Source organism: Rhizobacter sp., assembly GCF_031412075.1.
In the GTDB taxonomy this organism is placed as follows: Bacteria; Pseudomonadota; Gammaproteobacteria; order Burkholderiales; family Burkholderiaceae_C; genus Rhizobacter.
Window position 1 is genome coordinate 1 of the sequence record NZ_JANOCG010000527.1, and the last position, 14211, is coordinate 14211.

General features: G+C 66.0%; 11 protein-coding genes and 1 pseudogene. 4 read left to right on the top strand and 8 right to left on the bottom strand.

The features are described from left to right. Positions 1-655, top strand: a pseudogene (locus tag RMO40_RS19600) (glutamate dehydrogenase); the annotation flags it as partial. 48 nt (positions 656-703) lie between these two features. On the opposite strand, the gene ubiA reads toward RMO40_RS19600, so the two are convergent. The 7 genes from ubiA to RMO40_RS19635 form a co-directional block, all read right to left on the bottom strand. Then, a complete protein-coding gene (ubiA, locus tag RMO40_RS19605) occupies positions 704-1591 on the bottom strand; it encodes a 4-hydroxybenzoate octaprenyltransferase (RefSeq protein WP_309724958.1) in 888 nt (295 codons plus the stop codon). Positions 1592-1691: 100 nt separating this feature from the next. Continuing rightward, the gene (locus tag RMO40_RS19610; protein WP_489660202.1) at positions 1692-3935 is read right to left on the bottom strand and encodes a TonB-dependent receptor; all 2244 of its coding nucleotides are present in this window, start codon (positions 3933-3935) and stop codon (positions 1692-1694) included. 145 nt (positions 3936-4080) lie between these two features. Continuing rightward, the gene (locus RMO40_RS19615) at positions 4081-5106 is read right to left on the bottom strand and encodes a purine nucleoside permease (protein WP_309724962.1); all 1026 of its coding nucleotides are present in this window, start codon (positions 5104-5106) and stop codon (positions 4081-4083) included. After that, complete coding sequence (locus RMO40_RS19620; protein ID WP_309724964.1) at positions 5103-6143, bottom strand: phosphorylase family protein; 1041 nt, start codon at positions 6141-6143, stop codon at positions 5103-5105. Before RMO40_RS19620 ends, RMO40_RS19615 begins: the two co-directional genes overlap by 4 nt. Further along, positions 6140-7480, bottom strand: a complete 1341-nt coding sequence (locus tag RMO40_RS19625) for a reverse transcriptase domain-containing protein (RefSeq protein ID WP_309724967.1) — start codon at positions 7478-7480, stop codon at positions 6140-6142. Before RMO40_RS19625 ends, RMO40_RS19620 begins: the two co-directional genes overlap by 4 nt. A gap of 191 nt (positions 7481-7671) precedes the next feature. After that, positions 7672-8124, bottom strand: coding sequence for a DUF2214 family protein (locus tag RMO40_RS19630; RefSeq protein ID WP_309724969.1), 453 nt, complete (start codon positions 8122-8124; stop codon positions 7672-7674). Positions 8125-8239: 115 nt separating this feature from the next. After that, on the bottom strand, positions 8240-9868 hold the full coding sequence (locus RMO40_RS19635; protein ID WP_309724971.1) for a peptide chain release factor 3: 1629 nt from the start codon (positions 9866-9868) through the stop codon (positions 8240-8242). A gap of 266 nt (positions 9869-10134) precedes the next feature. On the opposite strand from RMO40_RS19635, the gene RMO40_RS19640 reads away from it, so the two are divergent. The 3 genes from RMO40_RS19640 to RMO40_RS19650 all read left to right on the top strand — a co-directional run bounded on the left by RMO40_RS19640 (position 10135) and on the right by RMO40_RS19650 (position 13000). Further along, positions 10135-10344 (top strand): cold-shock protein, encoded by a 210-nt coding sequence (locus tag RMO40_RS19640; protein ID WP_047496957.1) that lies wholly within the window; start codon positions 10135-10137, stop codon positions 10342-10344. Positions 10345-10438: 94 nt separating this feature from the next. Further along, positions 10439-11320 (top strand): DNA-formamidopyrimidine glycosylase family protein, encoded by an 882-nt coding sequence (locus RMO40_RS19645; RefSeq protein ID WP_309724973.1) that lies wholly within the window; start codon positions 10439-10441, stop codon positions 11318-11320. Between the two features lie 96 nt (positions 11321-11416). Then, the gene (locus RMO40_RS19650) at positions 11417-13000 is read left to right on the top strand and encodes a hypothetical protein (RefSeq protein ID WP_309724975.1); all 1584 of its coding nucleotides are present in this window, start codon (positions 11417-11419) and stop codon (positions 12998-13000) included. 5 nt (positions 13001-13005) lie between these two features. On the opposite strand, the gene RMO40_RS19655 is transcribed toward RMO40_RS19650, so the two are convergent. After that, complete coding sequence (locus RMO40_RS19655; protein WP_309724977.1) at positions 13006-14202, bottom strand: aromatic amino acid transaminase; 1197 nt, start codon at positions 14200-14202, stop codon at positions 13006-13008. Positions 14203-14211: the final 9 nt, after the last annotated feature.

A 14211-nucleotide genomic window follows, 5' to 3' on the forward strand; every position in this document is an offset into this window, starting at 1 on the left:
TGAAGCCGCCCGCCGCATCGGGCTCAACCTCAACGGCGCACGCATCGCGGTGCAAGGCATGGGCAACGTGGGCAGCTCGGCGGCCGAGTTGTTCATCGGCGCGGGCGCCACGCTGGTGGCGGTGCAAGACCACACCGGCACCCTCGTCAACCCCAAGGGCTTCGACATGGCCAACACCATGGCCGTGCTCAAGCGTGAGGGCGGCATCGCTGGCTACAAAGACGCCGAAAAGGTCGACAACGAAGACTTCTGGGACGTGGACTGCGACATCCTGATCCCGGCCGCGCTCGAAGGCCAGATCACAGTGCCACGCGCCAACCGCATCAAGGCCAAGCTGGTGCTCGAAGGCGCCAACGGCCCGACCCTGCCCGAGGCCGACGACGTGCTCAAGGAGCGCGGTGTGCTGGTGGTGCCCGACGTGATCTGCAACGCCGGCGGCGTGACGGTGAGCTACTTCGAGTGGGTACAAGACTTCTCGAGCTTCTTCTGGAGCGAAGACGAGATCAACGTGCGGCTCGACAAAATCATGGTCGATGCGCTCAAGCACATCTGGGACACCGCCGACCACCACAAGATCACGTTGCGCACTGCCACCTTTGCAGTGGCCTGCGAGCGAATCCTCACCGCAAGAGAAGAGCGCGGCCTCTATCCGTGAGGGCGGCGCGGGGGATGGCGTGCTCGTGCCACGCGCCATCCCACGGGCTCAAGAAGCGCGGCGCAGGGCGGATTCCAGCACCACACCGACGAACACCGCGAAGCCCAGCCAGTGGTTGAGCCGGAAGGCACGAAAGCAGCCGTCGCGTGAACGCGCGCGGATCAGCGTGTAGTGCCAGGCCGCGATGCCAGCGGCCACCGCCAGCCCCCCGAAGTACGGCCAGCCCAAGCCCTGCTGCGCACCGACCGCAGCCCACACCGCGATGAAAAGCGCGTAGAAGCCCATCACCCCGGCCACGTCGAAACGGCCCAGCGTGATGGCCGAGGTGCGGATGCCGATCTTCAGGTCGTCGTCGCGGTCGACCATGGCGTACTCGGTGTCGTACGCGATCACCCAGCACAGGTTGCCGAGCAGCAGCCACCACGCCAGCGCCGGCACCTCGCCTTGCACGGCCGCAAACGCCATCGGGATGCCGAAGCTGAACGCCACGCCCAGCACCGCCTGCGGCATCGAGAAAAAACGTTTGGTGAAGGGGTAGAAGATGCTCACCGCCAGTGCGGCCACGCTCCAGGCGGTGGTGGCGGCGTTGGTGGTGAGCACCAGCAGGAAGGCGATGAACGCGAGCGCCGCGCCGAGCACGAGCGCTTCTTTGGCGCTGACGGCGCCGCTGGTCACCGGGCGACCGGCGGTGCGTTTGACGTGTTTGTCGAAGTTGCGGTCGGCCACGTCGTTGACGGCACAACCGGCGCTGCGCATCAGGAAGGTGCCGAGCACGAACACGATCAACAGGTGCCACCCCGGGAAGCCATTCGCTGCGATCCACAACGCCGACAGCGTGGGCCACAGCAGCAGGTAGCTGCCGGCGGGGCGATCCCAGCGGATGAGGCTGAGGTAGAGCGAGAGGCGCGAAGGCGGGGGCGCGGTCGGGGCGGTCATGCCGCGAAGTTTAGGAGCCCCCCAGTCGCTTCGCTCCTGCCCCCGAGGGGCGCCGTCCGGCTTGGGGCGGCCCGGCGCCGGACACTTACTCAGTCGCGACTCAGAACGTGGCCTTGAACTGCGCGCCGAAGGTGCGTGGCTCGTTGATGAAGCCGGTGAGGTTGTTGAAGTCGATGCCGCCCACCACCCGGATCTGGTTGGTGATGTTGCGCGCGAAGAGGGCCGCCTCGTACTTGCCGTTGCCCCAGTTGTAGCCCAAGCGCAGGCCACCCACCGTCAGCGGCTTGCCGGTGAACTCGACGGATTCGTACAGGAAGAAGTTGACCTTGCTGCGGTAGGCCCAGTCGGTGAAGACGAAGAACTCGCCCCCGTCACCGGCCGGCATGCCGTAGCGCAGCGTGACGTTGGCCGTCCACTTGGGGGCTTGGGGCAGTGGGTTGCCGTCGATGAGGGCGAAGCGGCTGGTGCCGGAAACGACGACGGGGTCGGTGACGGTGCAGGCGGGGCACACACCCACTGCCAGGTTGGCGTCCTTGATCTTCGTGTCGTTGTAGCTGCCGCCCAGTGTGACGAGCAGGTTGTCGTTCAAGTAGCTTTGCAGGTCGAGCTCGAACCCCTGGCCGACCGTCTTGTCGGCGTTCAGCAAAATGCTGCGGTTGGCACCACCACCCACGGCCGTGAGCTGCTGGTCTTTAACGGTGTAGTGGAAAACGTTGAAGTTGACGCGCGCACGGTTGTCGAAGAGATCGGCCTTGAGGCCGGCCTCGAACGAGGTGTTGGTCTCGGGGCCGGCGGTGGACTGGCCGTTGAACTGGCCCGCGCCCTGCACGCTGGCCGCACGGAAACCGTTGGCCACCCGCGCGTACACGTTGAGCTCGGGGGAAAGCTTGTAGGTGCCGCTCAGGTCCCAGCTCATCTTGCTCTTGGACAGCGATTCCGTGACCGGGCCGTCGGCCTGCAGGTCGGCCAGCGTGGCCGGTGTGCCGAACACCGAGCTGTTGTACTCCTGCAGTGCGAAGTCTTTTTCGTCGCGCGTGTAGCGCAGGCCGCCTCGCACCGACAGCTCGGGCGTCACCGCGTACTTCAACGCGCCGAAGGCCGCGTAGGCCTTGTTCTTCTGCTGCGAGCGGGAGTACGCGTTTTGCGCACCACCGCCGAGCGAGTCGTAGCTGAACGACTCGATGGTGTAGTCCTCGTCGAAGTAGTACACGCCGGCCTGCCAACCCAGCGGCGCGCTGTCGGCGGATTCCAACCGCACCTCCTGGGTGAGCTGCCGGTGCTTCGGGATGCCATCGGCCGTCTCCGATGGGAACGGGATCTGGCCCGGGCCGAAATAGGGGCCGGCGCTGCCATCGATGTCACCGCGGTTGTAGGTGTCGAGCGACTCGTAGCCGGTGATCGAGTACAGCGTCATGCCTGCAAGGCCCCAGCTCAGCCTGGCGTTGGCACCCTTTGTGGTGAGCTTGGATTCGTTGGCGCCGTCGAGGGCGATCTTCTTCTCGTCGAAACCGTCGACCAGGTCATTGCTGCCGGGCTTGATGATGTTGGCGCGAAAGAGCCGTGCCGAGCCGTCGAGGTCTCGCGCATGCAGGTTGAACAGCGCGCTGAAGTCCTTGTGGGGCTTGTACAGCAGCTGGGCGCGGGCAGCGGTGTCGTGGTAACCCTCGAACTCTTTGGTGGGGCCCGCCGGGTTGGTGTTATCGACCCAATCGTCTCGGTTCTGCGAGATCAGCGACACCCGCGCCGCGGTGGTGTCCGACAAGGGGATGTTGATCGCGCCTTCGGCGTTGATGCTGTTGAAGCTGCCATACGAGATGCTGCCGTAGCCGCCGAAGCGGCGTTCGGGCTTGACCGAGTCGAACTTCACCACGCCGGCCGGTGTGTTGCGGCCGAACAGCGTGCCCTGAGGGCCGGCCAGCACCTCGATCTGTTCGATGTCGAACACCGGGAAGCCCTTGAGAATGGCCGCCTCCTGCACCACGTCGTCATAGACCAGCAAGACCGGCTGCGATGCGTTGAGGCGGAAGTCGGTGTTGCCATACCCACGCAGGTAGAAGCGCGGGAAGGCGCGCCCGAACGACGACTCGATGTTGAGGCTGGGCACACGCCCCGACAGCATGCGCACGTCTTCGCCCGAGGAGTTGAGCACGTCGAGCTTTTCGCCGCTCAGGGTGGTGATGGCCATCGGCACGTCTTTCGCGTTCTCGCGGCGCCGCTCGGCGGTGACGATCACCGGCGCCAGCCTGCTGGGCTCTGGCGCGCTGGCCGGCGCGGACGCCGGCGTGGCCGCTGCAGCGGGCGCAGGCGCCTGGGGCGCGGTGGTGGCCTGGGCCTGCGCCGCCATGGGCGCAAAACAGGCTGCGAGGGCGATGACGAGCGGCCGCGTGGGTGACGCGGTTTCAGCGAAGCGTTCGAACATGGTGAGTTCCTACCGGGCGTTGCGGAGGGAACCGTTTTGCAATCGGCGTGCCACCGCACGCGGTGCGTGTTCAGGGCGGTGGCACACCCTCGCGCCACTGCGCCCAGTGCGCCACGATGTCGCGCACCACGATGCCGGCCACGGCCGGCAGGTTTTGCGTGGCGGGCACGAAGCCACCGGTGGCGCCGGTGGTCGACGCGATCAAGGAAGCGTGCGCCGTCTGCCCCGGATAGGGGCGATCGAAGTTCGATCCCGTGCGCAACACCGCCAGGCGTTTCAAGTCGACCTTGCCGGCGGCGGCCGCACGCTCGAGTGCGTTGTAGGTGGCGTTGTCTTCCTGCTGCGTGGTGCAGTAGCTGCCTTGGCCGTCGGTAAGCAACTTGATCCAGGTGCGTGCGTGTTCGCCGAGCTTGTGGCCGTGCCACCAGGTGTCGCCACCGAGCGTGTCGCACTGCGTCACGCGCGGCGGCTGGTTGGCCGGTGCGCGCGGGTAGCGGGCGCGGTAGGCGCGGGCGGCGTCGCTGTCTTGCAAGGGCGCGTTTTGGGTGAGTGTGAGCACCTTGGTAAGCAAGGCTTCGTCCAGACGGGCCACCTCGGTGCGGTATTCGAGCTTGGGCTTTTCGTCAGGGCCCTTGGTGAGCAGGCCGTAGTAGCCGGTCTTCCACCCCTTGGGCATTTCACGTGCGTCGATCTCGTGCGCGAGCCCGAAGTCGACCAGCCAGCGCGCCCAAGCGGCCGTGCCCAGCGTGCCTTTCGTGGGGTCGATGCCGGCGATGCCGGTGATGAAAAAATACGTCTTGCGCAGGTCGAAGCGCGGGTCGAGCGCGACGGCCAAGGTGGACGCCGCGGCATTGGCGTGGCCCATGCCGGTGGTGACGAGGCACACGTCGTCGGCGTTGCAGCGCAGCGCGGGGTAGTCGGGTGACAGACCGGGCACGGCGATGGACTCTGCAAGCTTGAAGCTGCTGATCCAGGGCTCGGCCTCGGGGGCGAACATGGTGATGACGAGGGCCTTGATCTCGCGCGGCGCGGCGGCGGCGGGGGCCACCAGAGCTGCAGCGAGCGAGGCGGCCACCATCCAAGGTGTGAGCTTCATGGTTGGGCCTTTCGCGTGGCGCTGAGCTTCTTCCATGCGTCGAGGAACGCAAGCGTGACGGCGGCTTCATTCGCTTCGGCCAGCCCGCTCGAGAAGAGTGCGGCGACGTCGGTGTTGAATTCGGTCGCGCCGGCCAGATCACTCAGGCTGCGAAATGCGATGTAGGGCACGCCGTGGCTGTAGGCCACGTGGGCGAGCGCCGCGGTTTCCATCTCGACCGTTTCGGCCTGCAGGTGCTCATACAGGTAAGCGCGGTAATGCGGGTTGGCCAGAAAGGCGGTGCCCGAGACACCGCGCCCGCCGACGATGAGGCGGGGTTGTTGGCTCACACACTGCTTGGGGTCGGTCTCGCCCGACGGCAGCTTGGCGCGCGGGCCGCAACGTTCGAGCTTCGGCGAGAGGCCGCGCGCCACCGCCAGCATGGCCGCATCGACCGGGTAGTCGAAGCGGAACTCGCCCTTCGGGGCATTGGCCGTGTTGAGCACGTAGTTCTCGCGGATGAAGAGCCCGGTGGGCCCGCCCGGCAGCACGAAGGGCGGCAGCGGCTTGCCGTCGGGGCCGCTCGCGAGCTTCAGGCCGAGGCAGCTCACGTCGGCCGCCGCGCCACAGGGCGCTGGCACGCTGGAGTCGGCGTTCCAGTAGACCTCCATCGGCATGGCCCAGCGGTCGGGCACGGTCACGTCACCGACGCGATGCGCCGGGTTGATGCCCCCGGCGATGCCGCTCATGATCAACCGCTGGATGCGGAAGTGGTCAAGCAGTGTCTGCGTGACCAGCGCCGAATTGATCATGCTCACGCCGCTGAGCACGATCACCACCCGGTTGCCGCGCAACACGCCGCTGGTGAACGTCTTGCCGTTGATCACGTGCACCCGTTTGGCGGTGGTCTTGGCGAGCAGGATGTCGGCCTCGGCGCCAAACGCCGACACGATGCCGATGCGCGGTGTGCATTCGCTCAGGCAGCGTCGGGAAGGGGCCTCTGCCCAAGCAGACGAGCACAGCAGGGTGGCCGCCAAGGCCAGCAACAGACCTCTCATGCAAGGCTCCAGTCAATGTGGTTCCACAACGTATGCAACCGCCGTGCCTTCAATGGGTTGAGCTGCGTCGCCCAGTCGAGTTTGCCTCGTAAATGGGCGCGAAAGTCGGCATGGCCCTCGCGGTTCTGGGAAGCAGGCCCATGCAGCGTGCATTGGTGCAGCAGGGCGCGCAGCCGGTCGAATTCGCTGCGCTTCATGTTCAAGTGGTGGTTCACCACCACACCGCACACGCGCTGAGCTTGGGCAGGTGTGGCCAGGCGAGTCTTGCGGTGGTTGATGGCGTAGCCTTCTTCCAATGCGATGCGGCCCACCCATGCGGCGATGCGTGGAGCTGCCAAAGCCAGAGATGCAGGGCCTGAGATCACCAGGTCGTCGGCATAACGGGAGTAGCGTGCACCCAAGGTGTAGGCCAAGCCATCCAGCCGCAAGTCCAAGCCGAAGGCACACAGGTTTGCGAGCATCGGCGAGCTGGGGGCGCCTTGCGCGAGGTGGGGGTGGCGAAGGCATTGGGCCTGGTGCCAATCGAGCCAACCGTCGTCGCGCATGCGCTCGATCACCGGCTCGGGCGTGCTCACCGTGCACAGCGCCGCCAACTGCTGCGCCACGCCCGAGGGGTAGCCGAGTGTGCGGAACACGGCGGCCACCTGCGCCGCGGTGATGCTGTTGAAGAAATTCTTCAAGTCGAAATGCAGCAGCACGGCCTGCTGGGTGTGCTGCCGTGCGTGGGTCAACACCGAGCGCCCGGTGACGAAGCCGTGGCAGGCCTCGTGAACCGGCACGGTATTCAGGAGGCGGGTCAACAGCTGGGTCTGCACCGCCTTCAGGCGCTGCCGGGGCGCCTCGATCAAGCGGCCACCGCCACAACGTTTGGGATGCAGAGAAAAGGCGTAATGCTGCGCGTGCAAGGGGACACGCCGGCGCCGCCGGCTGCAGTAGGTGAACCAGTCCAGGGTGTCGAGCGGAACACCGAGCCACTCAGCCAGGTCGGCGCTGTGATCGAGGCGCGGCAACCCCAGGTCGTCCAAGCCCAAAGGTGCGGGCACCATGTGGGTCGGGCGAAGAATCCAGCGCCGCACGATCGGCGGTTCGCTCTCGAAGAGCGCCTCGGCGAAGGCCGGGGCAAGCTCAATGCGCTCGGCCAGCGTTTGCACGGTGAGACGCTCCCAGGTCGCACCCGAGATCGGGAACACCTGCTCCAGCAGCGCCGGCAGCCAGCGCGGTGAATCGCCCAGCGCTTGCACCGCACGCGCTTGCAGTGAATGGCGCTGCGGGTTGCCAGCGAGTAGCGCGTGAGCCAGGCCCAGGGCCGTGAGGTGTCGGTAGCGTGCAGGCTGCATGTGAGGTGCGGCACGCACGCCAACCTGCCGGTCCTGCGTGGAGGCGTCGTGCGCGCAGCGCACGTCCCCTCACGCCGCGAATGTCTAGCTCAATGCAAAGCCGTGGGGTTACCCCACAGCACGAGTCCTCCGGCCGAAACCCTTGAACCCGTCTTCCTCTTGGCGTGCGGCCGCGCGCGGATGATAGCCAGCTAACGCCCCACCGCATTGGCCATCAGCGAGGCCGACAGCAGCACCAGTGCCAGCAAGACCATCTGAGCCGAGAGCAGGCGGGAGATGAGCTTGTACTGCGCCTCGCTCACCACCGGCGCACGGCCGGCCTGGATGTCGGGGCGCCAGCGCGCAAAACGGATCGTGGGGTAGATCGACAGCAGGCCGATCAGCACGAACAGCGTGATCTTCAGGTGGAAGAACGGGCTGGCGAGGTAGAAATCAAAGCCTTTTTCATACGCATAGGCACGAACAAAACCCGCCACCAGCACCAACGCGGCAAAAAGCCCATACCAGCGGTCGGCCAGCGCGAGGCGCCTTGCCTCGGTGGCAGTGGGCTCCTTGGTGAAGGTGAACCATTCGAAAAACAGCGTGGCCACGACACCGAAAGCGGCGATGAAATGGGCGTAGGCAAACAGAGATTTCACAAGCATGGCGTGCTCCAGCAGCAGGAGGCGCCACTGTGCCCACGAGGCGCCTCGGCGGCAATCTTGCGGCGACGAAGCGTCGTGGCGCAGGTGCCAGCGGTCGCCCGCGCGGCGCGATCGGTCAACCTTCCAGCTGCTTCTGGAACACCAAGCCCGCGTGCTCGCGCAGCGCGTGGAACTTGATCTTGGGCCAGTTCTCCTGCATCGCACGCAGCTCGCCCGCGTATTCGAGCAGCACGCAGGCGGCGTCGACCGCGTCGAGCGCCACGCGGTGGGCGTTGCCGTCGATGAAACGCTTCAACTCGCGCTCATCGGCCGCCGCGCCGTCGCCGGTTTCGCAGGTGACCCAACGCGCCACGTTGTAGCGCGCCGGCATGATGCGCGCCTTGACGCCGTACTCGTGCTCCAGGCGGTGAGCCACCACCTCGAACTGCAGCTGACCGACGGCGCCCAGCAGCAACACGGTGCCGGCTACCGGGCGGAAGACCTGGATCGCACCTTCTTCACCCAGCTGCGTGAGGCCAGCACGCAGCTGCTTGGTCTTGAGCGGATCGGCCACCTCAACGCTGCGAAACATTTCCGGCGCGAAAAACGGCAGGCCCGTGTACAGCAGCGATTCGCCTTCGGTCAGGGTGTCGCCCAGCTGCAGCACGCCGTGGTTGGGGATGCCGATGATGTCGCCGGCAAAGGCCTCGTCGAGCAGCTCGCGGCGTTGGCTCAGAAAGCTCACCACCGTGTTGGGCCGCAGCTCCTTGCCCGAGCGCACCACCTTCAACCGCATGCCGCGCTCGAAGTGGCCACTGGCCACACGCAGGAAGGCGATGCGGTCGCGGTGGGCCGGGTCCATGTTGGCCTGGATCTTGAAGACGACGCCGGTGAACTTGGCCTCGTCGGGCTGCACCACGCGCTGCACCGCCGCGCGCGGGCCGGGCGAGGGCGCCAGGTCGACCAGGGCGTCCAGCACCTCCTGCACGCCGAAGTTGTTGACAGCCGAGCCGAAGAACATCGGCGTCTGGCGGCCCGCCAAAAAGGCCTCGCGGTCGAAGGGCGGTGCGGCATCTGTCAGCAAGTCCAGCTCGTCTTTGGACTGCGCGTACTGCATGCCGAAACGCTCGGGGTAGGCCGGGTTGTCCAGGCCTTCGAGGAACTCGATGCCGTTGTTCGCTTCAGCACCGCCGAACAAGCGCATGCGCTTTTCTCGCAGGTCCATCACGCCGTGGAATGACTTGCCCATGCCCACCGGCCAGGTAAAGGGCACGACCTCCATGCCCAGCTCGCGCTCGATCTCATCCATCAGTGCGAGCGGTTCCTGCACCTCCCGGTCCATCTTGTTGACGAAGGTGAGGATGGGCGTGTTGCGCGCTCGGCACACCTGCAGCAGGCGGCGGGTCTGCGGCTCCACGCCGTTGGCCGCGTCGATCACCATCAGCGCGGCATCAACCGCAGTCAGCACACGGTAGGTGTCTTCCGAGAAGTCCTGGTGGCCGGGGGTGTCGAGCAGGTTGATGACGCAGTCGCGGTATTCCATCTGCATCACGCTGGAGGCCACCGAGATGCCGCGCTGCTTTTCAATCTCCATCCAGTCAGAAGTGGCATGGCGCGTGGCCTTGCGCGCCTTCACCGACCCGGCGATCTGGATCGCGCCCGAGAACAGCAGCAGCTTTTCAGTCAGCGTGGTCTTGCCCGCATCGGGGTGGGAAATGATGGCAAAAGTGCGGCGGCGGCGCACCTGGGGGGTCAGCTCGGACATGCGTGTGCGGCGCAGAAAGGGCGCGCCACCTCGTGAAAACCGTCGATTATCGACGGCGTGTCGTGGCCTGTGCACAGGGGCATTAGTGGAATCGGCACTTGTCGGGTACATTCCCGGCACAGTTACGCAAGACAGTGGTGTTAGTGATCTCGTTCGTGCTGCCCGGTTCCGGTGCGGTTTCCGTTAGAAATCCCTTTGATCGTTTCTTGAGAGTCGCTGCGTGCGGGGCATGTGCTCCTCACCATTTTTTATTTAGGAAACGCATCATGACGACGCAAACCGGTACCGTGAAATGGTTCAACGAAAGCAAGGGCTACGGCTTCATTGCACAAGACGCAGGCGGTGCCGACCTGTTCGCTCACTTCCGTGACATCGCCGGCTCCGGCTTCAAGACCCTGACCGAAAACCAAAAGGTCGAGTTCGAAGTCAAGCAAGGCGAAAAAGGCCTGCAAGCAGCGAACATTCGCCCGGTCTGAACGACCCGCAGGCGATTCGTCGCCTTGCTGAAAAACGCGGCCCCGGCCGCGTTTTTTTTCGTCGGTGCCGGCCGCCTCGCTGGCACACTGGCGCATGCCGGAGCTGCCCGACATCACGGTCTACATCGAACGCCTGGCCGACAAGGTGCAAGGCCGGGTGTTGCAACGGGTGCGGGTGCTCAACCCGTTTTTGCTGCGCACGGCGTTGCCACCGCTCACGCAGGCCGAGGGTCAGAAAGTGGTCGGCGTCGAGCGGCTGGGCAAGCGGGTGGTGCTGGCGCTCGAGAACGGACTCTTTCTTGTCATCCACCTGATGGTCGCCGGCCGCTTGCGCTGGCTGCTGCCGGGGGGCAAACCGCCGGGCAAGATTTCGCTCGCGGTGTTCGAGTTCGGGCACGGCAGCGTGGTGCTGACCGAAGCGGGCAGCAAGCGGCGGGCTTCGTTGCATGTGCTGGCCGACCGGGCCGCACTCGTTGTGATGGACCCCGGTGGCATCGATGTGATGGGCGCCGATCTGGCCAGCTTCACCGAGCGGCTGCAGCGCGAGAACCACACCTTGAAGAAGCTGTTGACCGACCCGCGCCTCTTCAGCGGCATCGGCAACACCTACTCCGACGAGATTCTGTTTCGCGCAAAACTGTCGCCGGTGCAGTTGTCGAAAAACCTGAAGCCCGATCAGATCGCCACCCTGCGCGATGCCACCCAAGCAGTGATGCAGGAATGGACCGACCGCCTGCGCGCAGAGGCTGGCGACTGGCCACAAAAGGTCACGGCTTTCCACCCCGAGATGGCCGTGCACGGCCGCTACGGCCTGCCCTGCCCGGTGTGCCAGACGCCGGTGCAACGCATCGTCTACGCCGACAACGAAACCAACTACTGCGCCCGCTGCCAGACGGGTGGCAAGCTGCTGGCCGACCGCGCCTTGTCGACCTTGCTGCACAAAAGCTGGCCGAAGAACATCGACGAACTCGGCTGAGGCCTTCAGCGGCGCTTAAGTCGGGGGCCGCACAGTGGCGCCATGTTCAAGGCTTGCCCTCCCGGCCGTGGCAAACGCCCACGCCGATGGGCAGGCTTGCTGCTCGCCACCCTGCTGACCACGCCCGGCCTCGCGCGAGCGCAAGCTGCAGACGCGAGTTGCCAGCGCGTCGGCGCCATCCATCTGGTGCAGCTCGATGTGTTCGACACCCGCATCCCCGCCGAAGACAAGGCGCTGTTTCGCCTGGCCAACTGGCTGCACCTGCAAACGCGCGAGTCGACGCTGCAACAGTTGCTGCTGTTCAAGACCGGCGACGCCTACGTCCCGCGCCTGTTGCAGGAATCCGAGCGCGTGCTGCGCGCCACCGGCTACCTGGGCAGCGCCCACATCCGCACCCTGGCCTGCCCCGGTGGCGAGGCCGAGATCGAGGTGACCACCCAAGATGTGTGGACGCTCAAGCCCAGCCTCTCGTTTGGCCGCAGCGGCGGCAAGAACAGCAGCAGCATCGGTCTTGAAGAAAGCAACCTGTGGGGACTGGGCACGCAGCTGGGGCTGGACATCAAGTCAGGCGTCGACCGCAACACCCGCACGCTGTTCTACCGTGACCCGCTGCTGGGCGGCCAGCGGCTCGACCTCTCTGGCACCTATGCCAGCAACAGCGACGGCAAGGCACGCTCGTTGGCGCTGGAGCGGCCGTTTTACGCGCTCGACAGTCGCTGGGCCACAGGCGCCGCGTGGCGCGACGGATCCCGCATCGACTCGGCCTACGAACAAGGCCAGATGGTGGGGCAAACCCAGATCACCGAGCGTTTTGCCAAGGTCTACGGTGGCCTCTCCGAAGGTCTTCGAGACGGCTGGGTGCAACGCTGGACGCTGGGCGTCACGCACGACGAACACCGCGCCACGCCATGGGCCAGCAACACCTCGTCCGGCGTCCCCCGCCAGACCGATCGCAAGCTGGTCTACCCCTGGCTGGGCTTCGAGTGGCTGCAAGACGAGTACCAGACCGTGCGCAACCAGGACCAGATCGGCAAGACCGAAGACCTGCAACTCGGCTGGCACGGCCAGGCGCGGCTGGGTGCGGCTTCGCCCGCCTTTGGCGCAGACCGCAACGCGGCAGTCTTCAGCCTGCAGCTCTACAAAGGCCTGAAACCCTGGCCGGACACCACGCTGCTGTTCGACGCCAGCGCCACCGGCCGCATCGAGCGCGAAGGGTTTGCCGGCACGCGGCTCTTGGCGAGTGCGCGCCACTACCTGCGCCAATCAGACAAGCGAAGCCTTTACCTGGCCTTGTCGACCGAACGGGTGTCCAACCCCGACCCCGACCAACAGGTGCTGCTGGGCGGTGACACCGGCCTGCGCGGCTACCCGCTGCGTTACCAGAGTGGCCACGGGCGCTGGCTGTTCACGGCCGAGCAGCGCTACTTCACCGACTGGTACCCGTGGCGCCTGCTCAACGTGGGTGGCGCCGTGTTCTACGACATGGGCCGCGCGTGGGACCAGAACCCCAACACCCAGGTTCCGCAGGGCCTGCTGCGCGACGTCGGTTTCGGCCTGCGCCTGGGCAACAGCCGCTCGGCCATCGGCAACGTGGTGCACATCGACCTGGCCTTCCCGCTCAACGGCGACCCGTCGATCCGCAAACTGCAGTTCCTGGTCGAGGGCAAGAGCAGCTTCTGATGCGCTTACTTGTTCAACACAACCGCCATCGCCACAGCCGTGGCCTCGACGTTCGATGAGTTCAGCCCCGCCACGCACATGCGGCCCGAGCGCACCAGGTACACCGCATGTTCTTCACGCAGTGTGTCGACCTGCTCGGCCGACAGCCCGGTGTAGCTGAACATGCCTCGCTGCGTCAGGAAGTAGCCGAAGTCACGCCCCGGCAGCTTGGCGCTGAGCACCGCATGCAGCGTCTGTCGCATGTCCTGGATGCGCACGCGCATCGCGGTCAGCTCGCCGGCCCACTGGTCGTAGAGCGCGGGCGTCTGCAACACGCGGGCGACGATCTGGCCGCCATGGGTGGGCGGGCTGCTGTAGTTCTTGCGGATGGTGGCTTTCAGCTGGCCCAGCACCAGATCGGCCTCGGCCTTGCTCGGGCACACCACGCTCAAACCGCCGCAGCGCTCGCCGTAGAGCGAGAAGCTCTTGGAGAACGAGCTCGCGCAGAAGAAGCTCACGCCCGCCTCGGCCAGCGCGCGCAGCGCAAACGCGTCTTCTTCGATGCCGTCACCAAAGCCCTGGTAGGCAATGTCGACATAGGGCAGCAGCTTGCGTTGCTGGATGACCGGGATCAACTCGGCCCACTGGGTACGCGTGAGGTCGACACCCGTCGGGTTGTGGCAGCAGGCGTGCAGCAGCACGATGCTCTGCTCGGGCAGGGCCTTCAGTGCGGCCAGCATCTCGGGGAACTTCACGCCGCCGGTCTGCGCGTCGTAGTAGGGGTAGGTGTTGACCGTGAAACCGGCGCCTTCGAACATGGCGCGGTGGTTGTCCCAGGTCGGGTCGCTGACCCACACGTTCGAATTCGGGAAGTAGCGCTTGAGGAAATCGCCGCCGACCTTCAGGCCACCCGAGCCACCGAGGGTCTGGATGGTGGCGATGCGGCCGCTTTTCACCGCCTCGTGGTCGGCACCGAACAGCAGGTGTTGCACCGCCTGGCGGTAGTTGGCCGCACCTTCCATCGGCTGGTAGGGCCGTGCGCCGATGGTTTGCAGCATCGCGGTCTCGGCGGTGCGCACGGCGCTCATCACCGGCAGCTTGCCGGCGTCGTCGAAGTAGATGCCGATGCTGAGGTTGATCTTGTGCGGCCGCGGGTCTTTGCCAAACGATTCGTTGAGGGTGAGGATGGGGTCGCCAGCGTAGGCGTCGACGTGCTCGAACATGAGGGGCTC

What these genes read in the sequence shown, in the direction of transcription:
- RMO40_RS19630 (WP_309724969.1), bottom strand. Translation starts at nt 8,124, where the DNA reads ATGCTTGTGAAATCTCTGTTTGCCTACGCCCATTTCATCGCCGCTTTC.
- RMO40_RS19625 (WP_309724967.1), bottom strand. Translation starts at nt 7,480, where the DNA reads ATGCAGCCTGCACGCTACCGACACCTCACGGCCCTGGGCCTGGCTCAC.
- ubiA (WP_309724958.1), bottom strand. Translation starts at nt 1,591, where the DNA reads ATGACCGCCCCGACCGCGCCCCCGCCTTCGCGCCTCTCGCTCTACCTC.
- RMO40_RS19620 (WP_309724964.1), bottom strand. Translation starts at nt 6,143, where the DNA reads ATGAGAGGTCTGTTGCTGGCCTTGGCGGCCACCCTGCTGTGCTCGTCT.
- RMO40_RS19645 (WP_309724973.1), top strand. Translation starts at nt 10,439, where the DNA reads ATGCCGGAGCTGCCCGACATCACGGTCTACATCGAACGCCTGGCCGAC.
- RMO40_RS19655 (WP_309724977.1), bottom strand. Translation starts at nt 14,202, where the DNA reads ATGTTCGAGCACGTCGACGCCTACGCTGGCGACCCCATCCTCACCCTC.
- RMO40_RS19610 (WP_489660202.1), bottom strand. Translation starts at nt 3,935, where the DNA reads ATGGCGGCGCAGGCCCAGGCCACCACCGCGCCCCAGGCGCCTGCGCCC.
- RMO40_RS19635 (WP_309724971.1), bottom strand. Translation starts at nt 9,868, where the DNA reads ATGTCCGAGCTGACCCCCCAGGTGCGCCGCCGCCGCACTTTTGCCATC.
- RMO40_RS19640 (WP_047496957.1), top strand. Translation starts at nt 10,135, where the DNA reads ATGACGACGCAAACCGGTACCGTGAAATGGTTCAACGAAAGCAAGGGC.
- RMO40_RS19615 (WP_309724962.1), bottom strand. Translation starts at nt 5,106, where the DNA reads ATGAAGCTCACACCTTGGATGGTGGCCGCCTCGCTCGCTGCAGCTCTG.